This window comes from Rheinheimera sp., from assembly GCF_036782235.1.
GTDB lineage: Bacteria > Pseudomonadota > Gammaproteobacteria > Enterobacterales > Alteromonadaceae > Pararheinheimera.
The window spans coordinates 224121-240270 of record NZ_DAIPZL010000003.1; the positions used below are offsets into that span (position 1 = coordinate 224121).

18 protein-coding genes are annotated in these 16150 nt (G+C 48.7%); 7 read left to right on the forward strand and 11 right to left on the reverse strand.

The window, feature by feature from the left end; translation table 11 throughout:
* Position 1: 1 nt before the first annotated feature.
* From V7P87_RS05090 to V7P87_RS05105, 4 genes are all read left to right on the forward strand, one after another.
* A complete protein-coding gene (locus V7P87_RS05090; protein WP_333796459.1) occupies positions 2-1255 on the forward strand; it encodes an NAD(P)/FAD-dependent oxidoreductase in 1254 nt (417 codons plus the stop codon).
* Complete coding sequence (locus V7P87_RS05095) at positions 1255-2004, forward strand: DUF1365 domain-containing protein (RefSeq protein WP_333796460.1); 750 nt, start codon at positions 1255-1257, stop codon at positions 2002-2004. The genes V7P87_RS05090 and V7P87_RS05095 overlap by 1 nt, the downstream gene beginning before the upstream one ends.
* Entirely contained in the window at positions 2001-3245 is a 1245-nt protein-coding gene (locus V7P87_RS05100; RefSeq protein WP_333796461.1) for a cyclopropane-fatty-acyl-phospholipid synthase family protein, read from the forward strand. Before V7P87_RS05095 ends, V7P87_RS05100 begins: the two co-directional genes overlap by 4 nt.
* A gap of 111 nt (positions 3246-3356) precedes the next feature.
* Positions 3357-5807, forward strand: a complete 2451-nt coding sequence (locus V7P87_RS05105) for a bifunctional diguanylate cyclase/phosphodiesterase (protein ID WP_333796462.1) — start codon at positions 3357-3359, stop codon at positions 5805-5807.
* A 92-nt stretch (positions 5808-5899) separates the two neighbouring features.
* On the opposite strand, the gene V7P87_RS05110 is transcribed toward V7P87_RS05105, so the two are convergent.
* From V7P87_RS05110 to V7P87_RS05120, 3 genes are all read right to left on the reverse strand, one after another.
* Entirely contained in the window at positions 5900-6727 is an 828-nt protein-coding gene (locus tag V7P87_RS05110; RefSeq protein ID WP_333796463.1) for a CvfB family protein, read from the reverse strand.
* A 2-nt stretch (positions 6728-6729) separates the two neighbouring features.
* Entirely contained in the window at positions 6730-7296 is a 567-nt protein-coding gene (locus V7P87_RS05115; RefSeq protein WP_296299458.1) for a YaeQ family protein, read from the reverse strand.
* A gap of 99 nt (positions 7297-7395) precedes the next feature.
* Positions 7396-7593, reverse strand: a complete 198-nt coding sequence (locus V7P87_RS05120; RefSeq protein ID WP_333796464.1) for a DUF2061 domain-containing protein — start codon at positions 7591-7593, stop codon at positions 7396-7398.
* 305 nt (positions 7594-7898) lie between these two features.
* On the opposite strand from V7P87_RS05120, the gene V7P87_RS05125 reads away from it, so the two are divergent.
* The gene (locus V7P87_RS05125) at positions 7899-8198 is read left to right on the forward strand and encodes a hypothetical protein (RefSeq protein ID WP_333796465.1); all 300 of its coding nucleotides are present in this window, start codon (positions 7899-7901) and stop codon (positions 8196-8198) included.
* Positions 8199-8227: 29 nt separating this feature from the next.
* Here V7P87_RS05125 and V7P87_RS05130 read toward each other — a convergent pair whose 3' ends face one another.
* Both V7P87_RS05130 and V7P87_RS05135 read right to left on the reverse strand, forming a co-directional pair.
* The gene (locus V7P87_RS05130; RefSeq protein WP_333796466.1) at positions 8228-9763 is read right to left on the reverse strand and encodes a DUF3413 domain-containing protein; all 1536 of its coding nucleotides are present in this window, start codon (positions 9761-9763) and stop codon (positions 8228-8230) included.
* Between the two features lie 6 nt (positions 9764-9769).
* Positions 9770-9994 carry a DUF1414 domain-containing protein gene (locus V7P87_RS05135; RefSeq protein ID WP_260656734.1) on the reverse strand — a complete coding sequence of 75 codons (225 nt, stop codon included), beginning with the start codon at positions 9992-9994 and terminating at the stop codon, positions 9770-9772.
* Between the two features lie 70 nt (positions 9995-10064).
* Between V7P87_RS05135 and yejK the strand changes: the two genes are divergently transcribed.
* Positions 10065-11111 (forward strand): nucleoid-associated protein YejK, encoded by a 1047-nt coding sequence (yejK, locus tag V7P87_RS05140; protein ID WP_333796467.1) that lies wholly within the window; start codon positions 10065-10067, stop codon positions 11109-11111.
* Between the two features lie 56 nt (positions 11112-11167).
* On the opposite strand, the gene V7P87_RS05145 is transcribed toward yejK, so the two are convergent.
* From V7P87_RS05145 to V7P87_RS05165, 5 genes are all read right to left on the reverse strand, one after another.
* Positions 11168-11440 (reverse strand): hypothetical protein, encoded by a 273-nt coding sequence (locus V7P87_RS05145; RefSeq protein ID WP_333796468.1) that lies wholly within the window; start codon positions 11438-11440, stop codon positions 11168-11170.
* Entirely contained in the window at positions 11437-12114 is a 678-nt protein-coding gene (locus V7P87_RS05150) for a M15 family metallopeptidase (protein ID WP_333796469.1), read from the reverse strand. Before V7P87_RS05150 ends, V7P87_RS05145 begins: the two co-directional genes overlap by 4 nt.
* Positions 12114-13241, reverse strand: coding sequence for a succinyl-diaminopimelate desuccinylase (dapE, locus tag V7P87_RS05155; RefSeq protein WP_333796470.1), 1128 nt, complete (start codon positions 13239-13241; stop codon positions 12114-12116). The genes V7P87_RS05150 and dapE overlap by 1 nt, the downstream gene beginning before the upstream one ends.
* Positions 13242-13267: 26 nt before the next feature.
* Positions 13268-13621 (reverse strand): ArsC family reductase, encoded by a 354-nt coding sequence (locus V7P87_RS05160; protein WP_333796471.1) that lies wholly within the window; start codon positions 13619-13621, stop codon positions 13268-13270.
* An 81-nt stretch (positions 13622-13702) separates the two neighbouring features.
* Positions 13703-14236: a PTS glucose transporter subunit IIA gene (locus tag V7P87_RS05165; RefSeq protein ID WP_333796472.1), complete on the reverse strand. Its 534-nt coding sequence runs from the start codon at positions 14234-14236 to the stop codon at positions 13703-13705.
* Between the two features lie 609 nt (positions 14237-14845).
* On the opposite strand from V7P87_RS05165, the gene yfbV reads away from it, so the two are divergent.
* On the forward strand, positions 14846-15292 hold the full coding sequence (gene yfbV, locus V7P87_RS05170; protein WP_333796473.1) for a terminus macrodomain insulation protein YfbV: 447 nt from the start codon (positions 14846-14848) through the stop codon (positions 15290-15292).
* A 132-nt stretch (positions 15293-15424) separates the two neighbouring features.
* Here yfbV and V7P87_RS05175 read toward each other — a convergent pair whose 3' ends face one another.
* The gene (locus tag V7P87_RS05175) at positions 15425-16060 is read right to left on the reverse strand and encodes an energy-coupling factor ABC transporter permease (RefSeq protein WP_333796474.1); all 636 of its coding nucleotides are present in this window, start codon (positions 16058-16060) and stop codon (positions 15425-15427) included.
* Positions 16061-16150: the final 90 nt, after the last annotated feature.

Sequence of the window (16150 nt, forward strand, 5' to 3'; positions counted from 1 at the left end):
GATGCAAATTGCAGTAATAGGCGGCGGTATTGCCGGCATGATGAGTTGGTACTTATTAAAACCTGAGCATCAGGTGACCTTGTTTGAAGCCAATGATTATCTGGGCGGTCACACTGCCACAGTGGACGTCAGTGTTGGCGGTAAAAATTACGCGGTAGACACTGGTTTTATCGTATTTAATAACTGGACTTACCCGCTATTTAACCGTTTTCTGGCTCAGCTGAAAGTGCCGTTTCAGCCAACAGAAATGAGCTTCTCGGTAAAAAAAACAGCGGCAAATCTGGAATACAACGGCAATACTTTCTGGAGTTTATTTGCGCAAAAACGTAATTTGCTGCGCCCGTCGTTCTGGCGCATGCTCAGGCACATAGTGCGCTTTAATAATACCTCCAAGCAGTTGTTGGCAGAAAATAGCCCGGATCTTGATTTAAAAATGGATGACTTTTTGCACAAGTATGGTTTTGGCAAAGAGCTGCGGGATCATTACCTGCTACCAATGGGCGCTGCCATCTGGTCTTCTGGCCTGACCGAAATGCCGGAATTTCCGCTGAGATTTTTCCTGCAGTTTTTTAAAAACCATGGACTGCTGAATATCACCGACAGGCCACAGTGGGCGGTGATCAAAGGTGGTTCCCGCAGTTATGTGCAGGCCATGTTGCAGCAGCAAGGCTCTGAGGGCATCCGGTTAAATAGCCCGGTGCGTGAAGTTCGCCGTTTTGACGATAAAGTGGCTATTACTTTGATGACAGGGGAAACCGAGTATTTTGATCAGGTGATTTTTGCCTGCCACAGTGATCAGGCGTTAAGGCTGCTGGCTGATGCCAGCCTGGCTGAACAGCAGGTGCTGGGTGGCATCGCTTATCAGGAGAACTCCGTGGTGCTGCATACCGACAGCAGTATTTTGCCAAAACGCCGTGGCGCCTGGGCTTCATGGAATTATCTGCTTGATGACAGTTCAAAGCAAAAAGCGACGCTCAGTTACAATATGAACATATTGCAAGGCATTAAAAGCGAACACACTTTTGTTGTTTCACTCAATGCCGGCGATAAGATTGATCCACAAAAAGTACTGAGAACCTTTAACTACGCCCATCCGGTGTATAACCACTTTACCATGCTGTCACAGCAGCGCCGCCATGAAATTAACGGCCAGAACCGCAGTTATTTTTGTGGTGCTTATTGGTATAACGGTTTTCACGAAGATGGCGTGCGAAGTGCGGTCGATGTAGCGGCCATGTTTGGAGTGAAGTTCTGATGCAATCCGGGCATGCCTGGTACCAGGGCCGGGTAGGCCATCAGCGTTATGTGCCAAAATCACATGGTTTTGGCTACAACGTCAGTTATTTATGGCTTGATTTACAGCAACTGGATTCTCTTTCGACTTTGGGGCGTTATTTAGGTTTGGAAAAGTTTGCCGCCTGGAGTTTCAGGCGCCGGGATTACCTGCAAGGTGCAAGTGATTTGGCGCAGGCGGTCAAAGATAAAGTCAAAGCGCTGGGCGGCGACAAGGAAGTGCAGCAGGTATTTTTGTTAAGTCCGCTGGCGAACTTCGGTGTTTTTTTTAGCCCTCTGACTTTGTATTACTGCTATGCTGACTCTAAGCCATTGTATTTACTTGCAGAAGTAAGTAACACCCCCTGGAACGAACGGCATTATTATTTGATCCCGTTAAATCCGATGGGGGACACCGAATTTTGTCATGATAAAAATTTTCATGTATCGCCCTTTAATCCGCTTGATATGCAATATCAGTGGAAAATTGCCGCACCTGATGCTGCCTGTCAGCTCAGTATCAGCAACTGGCGTAATGGCGAGCGCGTTTTTAGTGCCTGGCTGGATCTGACTCGGCACGAGCTCAGCCGCAGCAGTCTGCAACAACAGCTGATCCGCACACCATGGCAGAACGTACAAGTGGTGTTTCGAATTTATTGGCATGCACTGAAGCTGTTTGCAAAACGATTGCCAGTGTATGACCACCCGCAGCCTAAGGAACCTTTGTTATGACATTATCAATTGCCGGATCCTCGGTACTGGCCAATCTGGGTATGCTGGATAAAATCTGCCGTAATCTGATGTTGAGTTATCTCGCCGGTTTACAACAAGGTTGTATTGAACTGGTGGAAGGCCACGACAAACAGCTGCTGGGAGATCCCCAGGCAGATTTGCGGGTGACGCTCACTGTGGTTGACCCTGCTTTTTACCAAAAGCTGGTGTTGGGCGGCTCAGTAGGCGCAGGTGAATCCTATATTGAAGGCCACTGGCGCACCGACAATCTGACAGCGCTGGTGCAGATTTTTGCCCGTAATATGGCATTGCTGGATAAACTGGAGTCGGGTTGGGCCCGGTTGAGTAAACCTGCGCTGAAGTTATTAAACTGGCGTAACCGCAATTCCGTTGCCCAGTCAAAAAAGAATATTTCCGCCCATTATGATTTGGGTAACAGCATGTATCAGCTGTTTCTTGACCAGAGCATGATGTACTCAAGCGCCGTGTACCCATCAGCCCAAGCCAGTCTGGCCGAAGCACAGCAACATAAACTAAAGCTGATTTGTGACAAACTGCAGCTCAAAGCCTCGGATCATCTGGTGGAAATTGGTACCGGCTGGGGCAGCCTGGCCATTTTTGCTGCCCGCAATTATGGCTGTCGTGTCACCACCACCACGATTTCGCGAGAGCAGTTTGACTACGCCAAAGCCCAAATTGAAGCGGCCGGTTTGGCTGGGCAAATCACCTTGTTGTTTCAGGATTACCGTGAACTCAGCGGTCAATATGACAAGCTGGTGTCGGTGGAAATGATTGAAGCCGTGGGTCACGAATACCTGGACGGCTATTTTGCCAAGTGTGCGTCTTTACTCAAACCGGACGGGTTGATGCTGCTGCAGGCCATTACCATTGCCGATCAACGTTATGAATTTTATCGTCGTGAAGTCGACTTTATTAAAAAGTTTGTGTTTCCGGGCGGATGTTTACCCTCGATGCTGCGTATGGCGCAGGCTGCGGCACAACATACCGATCTGGTGATCCGTCATGTGCAGGATATTGGTCTGGATTACGCCCGTACTTTAGCCGATTGGTGTAATAACTTTATGGCCGCCAGAGATGCAGTGCATCAGCTGGGTTATGACGATCGTTTTGTAAGGCTGTGGCATTTTTACCTTTGTTATTGTGAAGGTGGTTTTTTAGAGCGTGCCACCAGTGCCGTGCATCTGGTATTGACCAAGCCGGGGCACCGTCAGCCGGTCTGAAAGCGCTGATTTACCGCCGGCGCTGAACTATGTTATAACTTTCTTAAGCTAAACAATTAGTTCGGTCCGGTGGGACCGTTACAGGTGGTTCTGTATTATGGATCCTGTACTATGACCCGCGCTATGGATGAGTGGTCTGCAGCCCAGCCTGCCGATGTAGCCCAGCTGCAACAACAAAACAAAGCCTTGTTGCAGCAACGCCATGAATTGCTGCAGCAAAACCTGCAGCTACAACGTGAAACCTCTATTCTGCATCTGATCAACAAACTGGCGTTACAGCTTAACGAGCTGATGACGCCCGCCGATATTTATCCTTTTGTGGCACAGCAGGTGGCCGCAGCCCTTGGTTTTGAAGATTGTGCCATTTTTGCCGCCGATGCCAAAAGCCGCACTCTGACCAGGGTAGCCGCTGTGGGCTCCAGAGATTTACCCCATCATCAGGGGTTAGGCGTGTTGTCTTATGGTCAGGGCATAGTGGGGCAATGTGCGGAGCAGCAACAGAGTATTTTAGTGGCCGACACCCGGCAATGTCAGCATTACCTGAAAGATGTGTCAGAGCGGTTGTCTGAGCTTGCCGTACCTGTGCTGGAGCAGGGGGAATTATTCGCTGTTATTGACTGTGAGCAGTGGGACGCACATTTTTTTAATGAACAGCATCAGCAGATCCTGGAGCATGTCGCTTCTATTCTCAGCAGCCGACTGCGCAAATTACAGGATTTAGCTGCACTTGAGTTGTCGATCAAAAAACTTGAATATGCCGAGCTGGTGCAAAAAGCCTTATTTAATATTGCGTCACTGAGTTATGACGCTGATGACTTTAACGCTTTTTACCAGCATATCCACCAGAACGTCAGTTCGTTAATTTACGCCCCCAATTTTTATATCGCTTTGTATGATGATAAAGACGAAGTACTGCATTTTCCCTATTTTGTTGATACCACTGAACATATCAGCCCAACCACCATTTATCCCAAAGAAATTCTGGCCAATAGCCTGACCGGTTATGTGTTTCGCACCGATGAGCCGCTGTTGGCAGACAGGGCGCTGCTGGAAGAGTTTGACCGCACCAAGGTGGTGACTGCTTATGGCTCAGCCCCTGAAAGCTGGCTTGGTGTGCCATTTCGCTCCGGTGATGCTGTGCGTGGGGTCGTGGTGGTGCAAAGTTATGATCCTAGCATCAGTTATGATCAAAAAGATTTAGAACTGCTGACCTTTGTGTCCCAGCATATTTCCGGCGCGCTGGAGCGGGCTTTTGTACAACAAAGGCTGCGCCATCAGGCGCTGCATGACGCACTGACCAATCTGCCAAACCGGCTGTTATTTATCGACAGAGTAAACCACGCATTTAAACGCCGTTTTCGTTACCCGGACAAACTGGTGGCAGTGCTTTATCTGGATTTAGACAGATTTAAAATGGTCAACGACACTCTTGGCCATCAGGTGGGAGACGAGTTTTTAAAAGCGGTCAGTGGGGCTTTGAAAAGTTGTTTGCGGCAAAATGACACCCTGGCGCGCCTTGGCGGTGACGAGTTTGCTATTTTGCTGGAAGACGCAAAAGCTCTGCCTGATGTGATTGAAGTAGCAGAGCGCATAGCGGCAAAGTTGCAGCAGCCTTTTGCCTTAAAACAGCATCAGTTGCAAACCTCTACCAGTATTGGCATTGCGCTGGCGGATGTCAGTACAGAGCAGATGGACACGGACGAGCTTATCCGCCGTGCTGATATTGCCATGTATCAGGCCAAACAGGATGGCCGGGGCATTTGGCGGCAATTTTGCAGTGAAATGGATTTTGCCACCACAGCCCATTATCAGCTGGAAACTGAACTTAAAGCTGCGCTGCAATCAAACCAGTTTGTACTTTATTATCAGCCCATTATCGATTTATCCAGCGAAGAAACTTTAGGTTTTGAAGCGCTGATCCGCTGGCAACATCCGGAACGTGGTTTATTGTCACCTGCGGACTTTGTGCCGCTGGCCGAAGAGCTTGGTCTGTTAGCGCAGATTGATCTGTGTGTAGTGCAGGCTGCGGTGAAGCAGCTGAACGCTTGGCGGCTTGATTTTGCCAACCCCTTTTATGTCAGCGTGAATGTGTCGGGCCGCAGTTTTTCCGATGCTGATTTTTCGCATAAGGTGCTGGATTTGCTGGCGCAGGCCGGTGTGCAGCCGCATTATCTGGCGATTGAAATTACCGAAAGTGCACTGATTGATAAAATGGCGCAGGCCAAAATCAGCATTGATTGTTTAAGAGCGGCCGGTGTAAAAGTATTGCTGGATGATTTTGGCACCGGTTATTCCAGCTTAAGTTATCTACATGAATTTCAGCTGGATGTATTAAAAATTGACCGCAGTTTTATCGCCGGCATTCGCCCGAGAATTCAGGAAAATCCGGTGGTTAATACCATCATCACCCTGGCAAAAACTTTGTCACTGACCGTCATTGCTGAAGGTATTGAAACCAGCTTACAACGCAAATTGTTATCAGAGCTCGGTTGTGATGCCGGTCAGGGGTATTGGTTTGCCAAAGCACTGACGGCTAAAGAAGCCAGCAGCTGGCTGCGCTAATGAGTTGTTGCAGTGAAGTATTTCCATCCATAAAAAAGGGCTGAGTTGAACTCAGCCCTTTTTTAGATGCTGCGCAAAACAGCGTTAAACACTTATTTTTTTAACCTGATCAGGTTGGGCTCAATATCAATTTTGCCTTCTTTCATCAGGCCGCCAATGGCTTGTTTAAACACTTTTTTACTGACGCCAAAAGCGGCATAAATGGCCTCGGGTTCACTTTTGTCGGACAAAGGTAATTCACCACCGGCGCTGGTCAGTTTTTCGATGATTTGTTCGGCAAAACTTGTGGTTTTGGCATAACCGGGTTTGTCGAGCAACAAATCAATTTTGCCATCGTCCCGCACCTTGCCAATATAAGCTTTGCAACGATAACCACGACGCAGTGGCTTAAACACCTGATCTTTATACAACACCCCCCAGTGTGCGTTATCTACCACAGCTTTGTAGCCCAGATCTGTGGGTTCAGTCACCACAATCTCAACTTCATCGCCGCGCTGATAAGACGGCTGGGTTTTACCGATAAATTTATCCAGTTTGCTGGAGGCAACAATACGGTTGCTGCGGTCGACATAACAGTACACCAGATAGCTGTAATCCTGTTGCATCGGCACCGCCTGCTCGGAAAAAGGCACCAGTAAGTCTTTTTTCAGACCCCAGTTTAAAAAAGCACCCACTTTGGTGGTGGCCACAACCTTCAGCTGGGCGACCTGGCCAACCATCACCAGCGGCTTTTCGGTGGTGGCAATCAGCTGATCTTCAGAGTCCAGGTATAAAAACACTTCCACTGAACTGCCTATGTCCAGATCCTTGGGTACATAACGGCGCGGCAGCAGTATGTCACCCCAGCTTTTGCCGTCCAGATAGACGCCAAAATCAACCTGCTTTTTCATCACTAAGGTGTTGAGTTTGCCTAAAAACATAATTACTCCAGCGTAAAAAGAGGCGATGCTGCGCTTTTCAGCACAACGGGGTTGATCACCACAGATTGTTGATTGTCAGCAAACCACAGCTGACCTTCCTGAATGGTACATTGCAGCTGCATACTGCGCTGACAAAGTTTAGCAAGGGCGGCAGATTCATCGGCTTTAATTGCCACCACCGTCAGATTGCTCAGTTCCTGCGCACTTTTTTGCGCATCTTTCCACCATTTATCCACCACAGTGCCGCCATAAGCCAGCACCAGACCTTGCTTGGCTCTGTGGCTGGCACGGCGCAGCAGTTTTTCATCCGGTAAACCCAGTTCAACCCAAAGTTCAATTTCACCACTTAAATTGTGTTGCCACAGATCCGGCTCGCTGTCTTCGGAAATACCTTTGCCAAATACCAGACGTTCATCAGCGCAGAGGGTAAATGCAACCAGCCGTAACATCATGCGTTCGATAGTTTCAGACGGATGTTGTGCTAAGGTCAGGCTGTGGGTTTGATAATAATGCCGTGTCATATCGGCAATCGCGAGTTCAGCTTTATAGATGGTTGCTTTAAGGGCCATGCGCCAGAAATCCTGCTTCCCGTGACATTACGGGGTGGGGGTCGGAAAAAGGCGCTAGTGTAAACCTTTTTCAGCGCTGAAGGTATGGCATGTTGTAAATCAAAGCTGCGCTGATGGTGCCAGTTTTTGCTGTTGCAGCCGCTGCCAGATTTTTTCGTGAAAAACATAACCTATGGTATTCACGGCGGGTTCCACCAAAGCAATTAAACCGCCGATCAGCATGTCGCCTGTTAACAAATAGGCCACAGTAAAAGCAATGCTAAAGTGCATCAGGGCAAAAGTCAGGGTTTTTAGCATGGCAACAGCTCCGCTCAAAGTTGATATTAAAATGCTAGTTATTCGCAATTAAAACTGCCAATGTGATTAATGGCTTGTGGGTATCGGAAAAATTCATCAAGGTTGTTTCCGGGCGCTGTCACTGCCCGCTGTTAGCTTGATGTCTGTACCTGCTGTTGCCACTTTGTCTGGCTGTGCTTTCTGGCAAAGCACAGCTGGCGGCAAATTAAGCAGACAAAAGTGAAAGCTCTTGCGAACCCCTGTGCATGGGCAGTAAGGTTGATGGCAGTTAAACTAAGGCTGTAGTGGGCAGACAGGTGATAATGATGAGTATGGATTGCCGCGATTTTCTGGACGTAAAGCAGTATGAGTTTTTACTGAATTATTTTATGCGCCGCCAGCGTGAGCTAGGCCTTGCCGCTTTAACTGAACCTTTGTCTTATGACGGAGACAGTCAGTATGACCGGTTAGCGGCTCAATTGATGGCTGAGGCTGCAGTTGCCTATCGTGAACGTTTTGCTCAGGCCGTGCCGGCAATTGTCTTTACCAATTTATTCCATCTGGCTGAACTTGAATTAAGTGGCAAAAGGGTGCTCAGGCCCAAAGTCAGTAAAAACATGCAATAAAAAGCTGCAATTGCAGGCTCAGTTGCCTGTTATTGCTGTTGTGAGGGCAAACGTTTTAGTGCGTCAGTCAGCATCGGTAAATCGAGCCGCTGCTCCAGCCGCACTGCAGTGCCTGCCGACCAGACGCTAAAACTACCGTCTTCTTCCACCAGCAACATTTTGTCTTTACGGAAGCTATACAGCTGATTATTCACAATATTCAGCTTGGTTTGGCTTTGTGGCTGCAACAAATTGTCGCCACTCCAGTTTTGCTGATTAAAACAGCCCAGTTCAGCCAGAAGGGTAGGCACTATATCTAGGTGCTGGGTGACGTCGCTGATCCTTTGTTGTTGCAACTGTGGCCAGCGATACCAAAAAGATGCAGTGCCCAACGCAAACTTGTCACTTTGACCGGACAGCTCCAGCACCAGCACATGGCCTTCTGCGGCTTGCTGCAGCGGGGCTGCCAAATCTGTATTGTTGTCCAGAAAATGCCAGTGCAGCAGCGCTTTGTTGTTTGGATAGTTGTTTGCAGAAGTGGCCAACCAGGGCAGCTGTTGTTGCCAGCTGGCCGTGGCGTCAAAAGCCAGATAAGCTTGTGGCAGCTGAGTTAACCAGTCTGGTTGTTCTGCCAGCTTATTGGGTGCCATGTCGGCGTATAACAGATTATTCAGAGCCTGATCTGCAGCAACAGGAGCAAAGTGGGTTTCCATCCGGCGCAGGCCAAGCTGTTTCAGTTGCTGTTGTTGTGTGGCGGCAATTTTTGGCAGCAGCAGGACATGCAATGGTGCTGTATTGGCCGCGGCAGCACAGCTTAACTGCACCTGTGGCTGGCGCAGCGCGTCGGGCGCCAGCCAGTTTTGTTGTAAGCCGCTGGCTGAAATTGCGGTGTCAGAGCTCTCCAGCAGGTTATAACGCGCCAGCATAGTGCGGGCCGTTGCAGGATAACTGAGCGGCAGAATATTGTCTTGCCGGGTAATAGCGTCGTTTTGACTGGCATCAGCCCAGATATGCAGCAGGTGGCTGAGTACAAAACAGCCAAGGAAGAGCACCAGTGCCGGTTTGCCGGTACCTGAGTGGCTTAACCGGGCGATTTTTTTCCAGCAAAAATTACTGAGCACCAACTGCACCGACAACAACACCGCAGCTACTGCGGCTGTGATCAGCACAAAGTTGCGTAAATTGGTGACCACCTGCTGGCGTAATAAATTCAGGGTCTGCTCATACGAGGCGCTGCCTGCGTGATAACCCAGGCTATGGTAGACATAAGCGTCAAAAATCAGTGCAACAAAACCACAGGTCGCCAGCACTGCCGCCAGACCGCGCACATGACGCTGATAGGGAAAAATCAGACTGACCGGAAAGATGGTGATAATAAAAAACAAAAAACATAAAAAGGCGGTGTGACCCAGCCAGGTGACCAGCAGATAAACCCAGCCTAATACCGACTGTGGTAGTGGATCGGCCAGGAAATAACTGCCGGTGACACATAACGCCAGCAGTATATTAAAAAAGGTAAACCAGTGCCCCCAGCGCAATAAGCGGTCAATTTTATTAACGAGTGACAGGTTTTGCTCGAGCACCATAACGGCTTAGTGCGCCTTACTGCTAACGGCGTCCTGTAACGCCTGGCTGAAGTGTCTGGCCACTTCGCCCTGCTGCGCGGCAGGTACATTGGTTTTGATAATATGGCTGATGGTATTGCCCAGACACATCAGGCTTAATTCGGTGGTGGCGTTTTGCTGCCGCAAGGTTTCCAACAGAATGTTGACGAGGGTTTCGATTTGCTGGTTGGAATACTTGGATTGGATCGGCATGAATTACTCTGAAATTAACTGAATGAAACAGGTAGAATATTAACAGAAATCCATTTAAACAGGAAAACTTATGTCTGTCGATGTGCACTTGCTGGCCATTAATTATATCGAAGCCAACGAATCTGCTCAGTTAACCGCACATTTCCGTCAGGAACTGGTGCCGGTCAGTCAGCATGTAGCTTTATTAATTGAACAACTACATCTGGCTTACAATGGCAAACCGGCCAAGGGTTATGCTGCCTTTAGCAGTAACAAAAATCCTGAGTTTTGTGAGGCCATTCATCAGTGGCAACAACAAGAACGCAATTTTGTCAGTCTGGCTGAGCTGGCTACAGGTCAGCTGGTGGTGGAACTGACTAAACATCAAATTCCGGAAACCGGTTATTTTATGTTGTGTCATTACCGTTATCTGGCCAATGAATATTTGTTTATTGCCCTTCTGGGCAGCAAAGAGCATTTTTCGGTGTCGGCCGATTTACAGCTCTCCAGCGCCAAACATCTGGATATTGCAAGGATGCAACTGGCGGCCCGCCTTGATTTAACTGAATATCAAATGTCGCCTGAACAAGGCAAATACATCAGTTTTATCCGCGGCAGAGCAGGGCGCAAAGTGGCAGACTTTTTCCTCGACTTTTTAGGCTGTGAAGAAGGGGTTGATCCCAAACAAAGCAGTAAAGTGGTGCTGGCGTCGGTGGAAGAGTACCTGGCCGAAGGTGACTATGACAGCGCAGAAAAACATGATGTGCGCAAACAGGTGTACCAGTATTGTGAAGAGCGCGCCAAACAAGGTCAGGACGTGACTTTGCAGGAGCTGTCTGCCACTGTCGACAGCTCAGACGACAATGCTTTTGCCCGTTATTGTGCTGAACGTGAGCTGCCGGTGGCTGAGCAGTTCCCGGTTGATGTGAAAGAATTAAAAACCCTGGTGAAATTCTCTGGTGCCGGTGCGGGTTTAAGCCTGAGTTTTGAGCAGAAACTGCTCGGCGACAGAGTGCAATATGACGCTGAGCGCGATGTGCTGATGATTAAAGGCACACCACCCAACCTGCGCGACCAGCTGCAGAAGTTTATCCGCGGTTATTCCAGTTTTGACCGCAATCAAGGCTCATCTGAATAACACAGTGTTTAAGCGCTTAAGCTGCTGTGACTTTTAGCACAGCAGTTTTAAAACATTTAGCTGTCGGCGTCGTCCGAACCGTCTGAGTTGTTTGCTGTGCTTAGTACATCTTTGGGTTTTGCATTGTCATTCATTTTGTCATTGTTATGGGTAACTGCAGGTGCTGTGCTTGCGCTCGCCTGCACCTTCTGTTGTTGATTATTGTTTTGCGACTGTTTGGCACGGGCTAAGGGCCGTTGATTTTTTTTGCTGCCGTGTTTAAGCAGGGCCAGATTGGCGGCGATTAATCCTACCACTAGCAATAACATGCCGATAAAAGTCCAGCTCACAGAGCCTCCTTGTTGATATTTAATACATAACGCTGAAAAATTTCCGGCAGATATTGCAGGATCAGCGCCTTTTCACAGAGGGCACTGCCGGCAATGGCCTGCTGTAACATCTGTAATTCAAATTGCTGTAGATAAGGCTCTGCCAAAGGGCGGTAACTTAAATGCCAGGGCTCGGCCGCTACACCGCCCTGGTACAGCTGATAAGGCCGGAAAAAACCAAAATCAGCGGCATAACGGCTTAACCATTGGCTCAAATGGGCAAAAGGGCCAGTGCTTTGATACTCAGCTTGCAGCAATTGCAGCTGATAATCAGCAGGCACAGCTGCGCTGTCAAATACATCCAGATCTGTGCCCCAATGATGCCGGCTGGCACCCGGTAAAGCCGAATATAAAAGCACAGCTTCCAGTTTGGCAAAACCGCTGAGCTGTTTTATGTCGATCTGTTGTTGTGCCTGGTTATAGACGGCTCTTACACCCTGCATTTTGCCATTCCAGATAGCAGCCTGGCGGTCAAAATTGCGATAGGCCGACACCGGCTTCAGTTCTATGCCATCCAGGCGGGCTGCCTGCTGCATCCTGCGAAAAGCAGCAGCACTTTGCTGCTCCAGCTGTAGGCCGTCAATGGCAACCAGCCCTGGCTCGATACGACCTGTCAGCAGCAGCGGTAGGTCCATCAGCACAACATCTCGTTAAGAATGGCTTCATACATATCGGTCAGAAGTTCCAGATCGGCGATGCTTACACATTCATTAATTTTATGAATGGTGCCGTTACAAGGGCCAAGCTCCAACACCTGTGCACCAGTGGGGGCAATAAAACGGCCATCTGAAGTGCCGCCTGAGGTTTCCAGTGACGGGGTAAAACCCTGAATTTTTTCAACCGCATTGACGGCTGCAGCCACCAGGGCACCACTGTCAGTTAAAAACGGCAGTCCGTTTAATACCCAGTCCAGTTGATAGTTCAGCTGATGTTTATCCAGAATGGCCAATACCTGCTGTTGCAGCTGCTCAGCCGTCACTTCAGTACTGTAGCGGAAATTAAAAGTGAGGGTCATTTCACCAGGCACAACATTAGTGGCACCTGTGCCGGCGTGAATATTAGAAATCTGAAAACTGGTGGCTGGAAAAAAAGCGTTGCCATGGTCCCAGACCTGCTGACTGAGTTCAGCCAGTGCCGGCGCGGCCAGATGAATAGGGTTTTTCACCAGATGTGGATAAGCCACATGGCCCTGCACACCACGAATGGTCAGATAACCAGTTAAAGAGCCGCGGCGGCCGTTTTTAATCACATCACCTACAGCTTTTGTGCTGGAGGGTTCACCGACTAAACACCAGCGGATTTTTTCCTGACGTGCTTCCAGCACTTCAATCACCCTTTTGGTGCCGTTGATAAAAGGACCTTCTTCATCACTGGTAATTAAAAAAGCAATGTCGCCGGTGAGCTCTGGTTTTTTCGCCAGAAAACGCTCTGTGGCCACTATCATGGCAGCCAGGCTGCCTTTCATGTCAGCAGTGCCACGGCCATACATCATGCCATCGATAATGGTGGGTTCAAAAGGCGGGGTATGCCATTGCTCCAGCGGACCTGTTGGCACCACATCAGTGTGGCCGGCAAAACAAAACAGCGGTTTGCCCTGACCACGGCGCGCCCATAAATTTAAGGTGTCTTCAAAAAACATCGATTCAATCTGAAAACCGAGTTTGCTTAACCGCTCCGCCATCAGTTGCTGACAGCCTTCGTCGGCAGGGGTAACTGAGGCGCGGCGGATCAGGTCTGCTGTCAGCGCCACTACGGGGCTCATTGTTGTTTCCGCTGGGGTAAAAGACATTATTGTGCACCTGCCACAAGTTGCTGATATTGTTCGGCATTAAAACCAAGATAAAAATGGCCATTCACATCCAGCAAAGGACGTTTAATCAACGCAGGTTGCGCCAGCATCAGCGCCATAGCTTTTTCAGTGGTCAGATCGGCTTTTTGCTCGTCCGGCAGAGCACGGTAGGTGGTGCCTTTGGTATTTAATAACGCCTGCCAGCCAAGCTCAGCCTCAAATTGCGCCAGCAGACTTTGGCTCAGACCGTCGGTGCGGTAATCAATAAACTGATGCTCAACACCAGCCTGAGTTAAAAAGGCGCGGGCTTTTTTTATGGTGTCGCAGTTTTTAATGCCATAAATTTTTATCATCGGTATTTTATATTCCGGGTTATGTATCAACAAAAAACGCTGCAGCAGCTTGCCAGCAGCTAAGACAGCATAAAGCCTTGGTCAGGCGCTTTGGCCCTGGCCTTGTGCTGCCAGTTCAATCAAAAATAATGGGTCTTGTCCGGCCTGGTGGTAGCAACTGCGATACCAGATAGTGCTGAATCTGGCATGTTGTTTTAACGTGATCAGACAATACAAAGGCTGCACCCATTGACTAAGTAAGGCTGAATCCACACAAAGCACTGGCTGCCCCGCCTGCACAGTGGCTTTTTCAGCAACAAGCCAGTCAAATCCTCTGCCATGTTGGTTTAAACATTGTGGCGGAAAATGTATGTCCAACTGCAGGCCATTTGCGTGGTGAAACCTCAGTTGTTGACCGGCTTGATCCTGACGGTGGCAGAGGCCGGAAAAAGGTGCAACCAGCTGATTTGCCTGCAATTGCATTAAAACACCATCCCCAAGGTAACCGGCAGCAGCTGCAGGTTCCGGAGCTTCGGACAACGGCAACGCCAGACCGCTGGCCGGGCTTTGGATCACTAGCCCCTTGCTGACAGGTAACGCTGTGGTTCGCTGCAGTCTGGAAAAAGCCACCGGCATGTTGTTGTTTCTCCGAAAAATGATGCCTCTGATAGTACCCAAACTTCAGGTGCAAAGGCTAGCGATCTGTGGTTCTTTTTCTGCAAGATCCTAAGGTAAATCGGCCCCGCAGCGCAGTAACCGTCTGGATCGGTACTGTTTTGTTGTTTAGAAAGAATTTTGCTTTTGAAGCTTTTATGTAAAATTCAGGCTGTAACCGTTATTTTTACCAGTCAACTTTCAGTGTGATCTGGTGTAATGCCGGTTTTATCAGATAAAAGTTGTCCACAGAATCTGTGGGTAACTTTGTGCATTTCTCTGTTTATGTTTTATAAGTTAATGAAATTTCATTATTAAATTGACTGGCATATTTTTTGTTATATCAGCTAAGATGTAAAAGTGTGTGAAGAGGTTAAAAAATAGCAATTTAGTCAGGAGCCTATAGGCAGCTGTGCATTTGTGCGGGTCTTTCCGGTAATGTAACCGCTGTTATTGTCGGGATAATTTACACTGTGTTCCTGTTTTGCTTTTATTGTTGGCGGTACCGGCTGATAAAAGCTGAAACGAACTGGTCGCAGCGCCAGCACTTATGCTAAGGTAAAAGGCAGTACATCAGGTCGTGGGGTTCAGATGCAGCGCAGTTTAATTGCCACCCTGCAGCAGGGGGTTGTTTATAGTCAGACCTGGCCTTTGGTGGACGAGCTCAACAGTGTCTTTCCGGAAAATCAAATTATTCGCCTAACCAAAAGGGCACAACAACTGTTGCCGGCCTTTAGCGTGATTTCGCTATTGGTGCAATTGCAATGGATGGGGCAAAGTTATTTGGCGCCAGCTTTGGCCAGTACATTGTTTATGTTGTCATTGCCGTTGCAAGGTTGGTATTGGCTGGGTAAAAGAGCCGATTCAGTGTTGCCGCCTGCCATGTTGCAATGGTATCTGGATATTGCCGATAAAATGCAGCAAAACGGTGTGGCCGTACCTAGACCTGCCGCCAAACCCTGTTATGCCGATCTGGCCACTTTGTTAAGTCTGGCGGTCAGACAACTGGATAAAACCTTTATCCGCCAGTATTTATAGTCTGTGTTACAAGCTGAACGATTTGCAGACAAGCAGAGCTCTTTATAAAAAGCGCAGAGCGGTTGTCAGAAGAACAGAGCGCCGTTTATAAAGAGCAGCCTGCCAGATAATCCGCTTTGTCTGCTGTGGTCTTTATTGATCAACATGTGGCCTGTAAGTGGCGACCCATTCTGGCCGGTACACCAGCAATAACGTCATGGCCATGCCGTTTAAAATAGCTTCGGGCAAGGCCAATAACGGCGATAACGCCAGATAACTGGCAATATCCACTGCGGCGTCTGGTTGCAGCAAATACAATACAGTACTTTGCAGCAGCACAAAATTAACTGTGCATAAAGCCGAGCCAATAAAAGCCACAAGAAAAATATAAACAAAAAGCTGCTGGCCAAATTGTTTGTGTACCAGATACAACTGCAGATAACTTTGCAAAGCCAGCACTGTCAGCACAGCCCAGTCTGCCAGCCATAAAGTAGCTGAGCCCAGTTTAGCCGGTACCACCAGCCAGGTGGCGGCAACAGTGGTGAGCATTACCGCAGGGATCAAACAGAGACTGAGCCTGAGCCCAAGCAACAGGGTTGCAGTTGTGATCCCAAGAAAATGTAATGCAGGCCCCTGTGGCAGCTGCGCTTTAACCTGCCACAGCACCAACAAACAAAGACCAATGCCGGCGAACAACTGACGCAAAAGCGGCTGTTGCCACAGCGTCAGTAGCTTGTTGTCCAGCGTTAAATAATAAAGCGGCAGCAGCCAGCACAACAGCCAAAGCATTTATCAGCTCCTGTTGTTATTTATGCCAGGGCTGCTGTAACAGCCCAGGCAGCACAAGCCGTGTCAACAGCGGTTATCAAGCGAACGTTT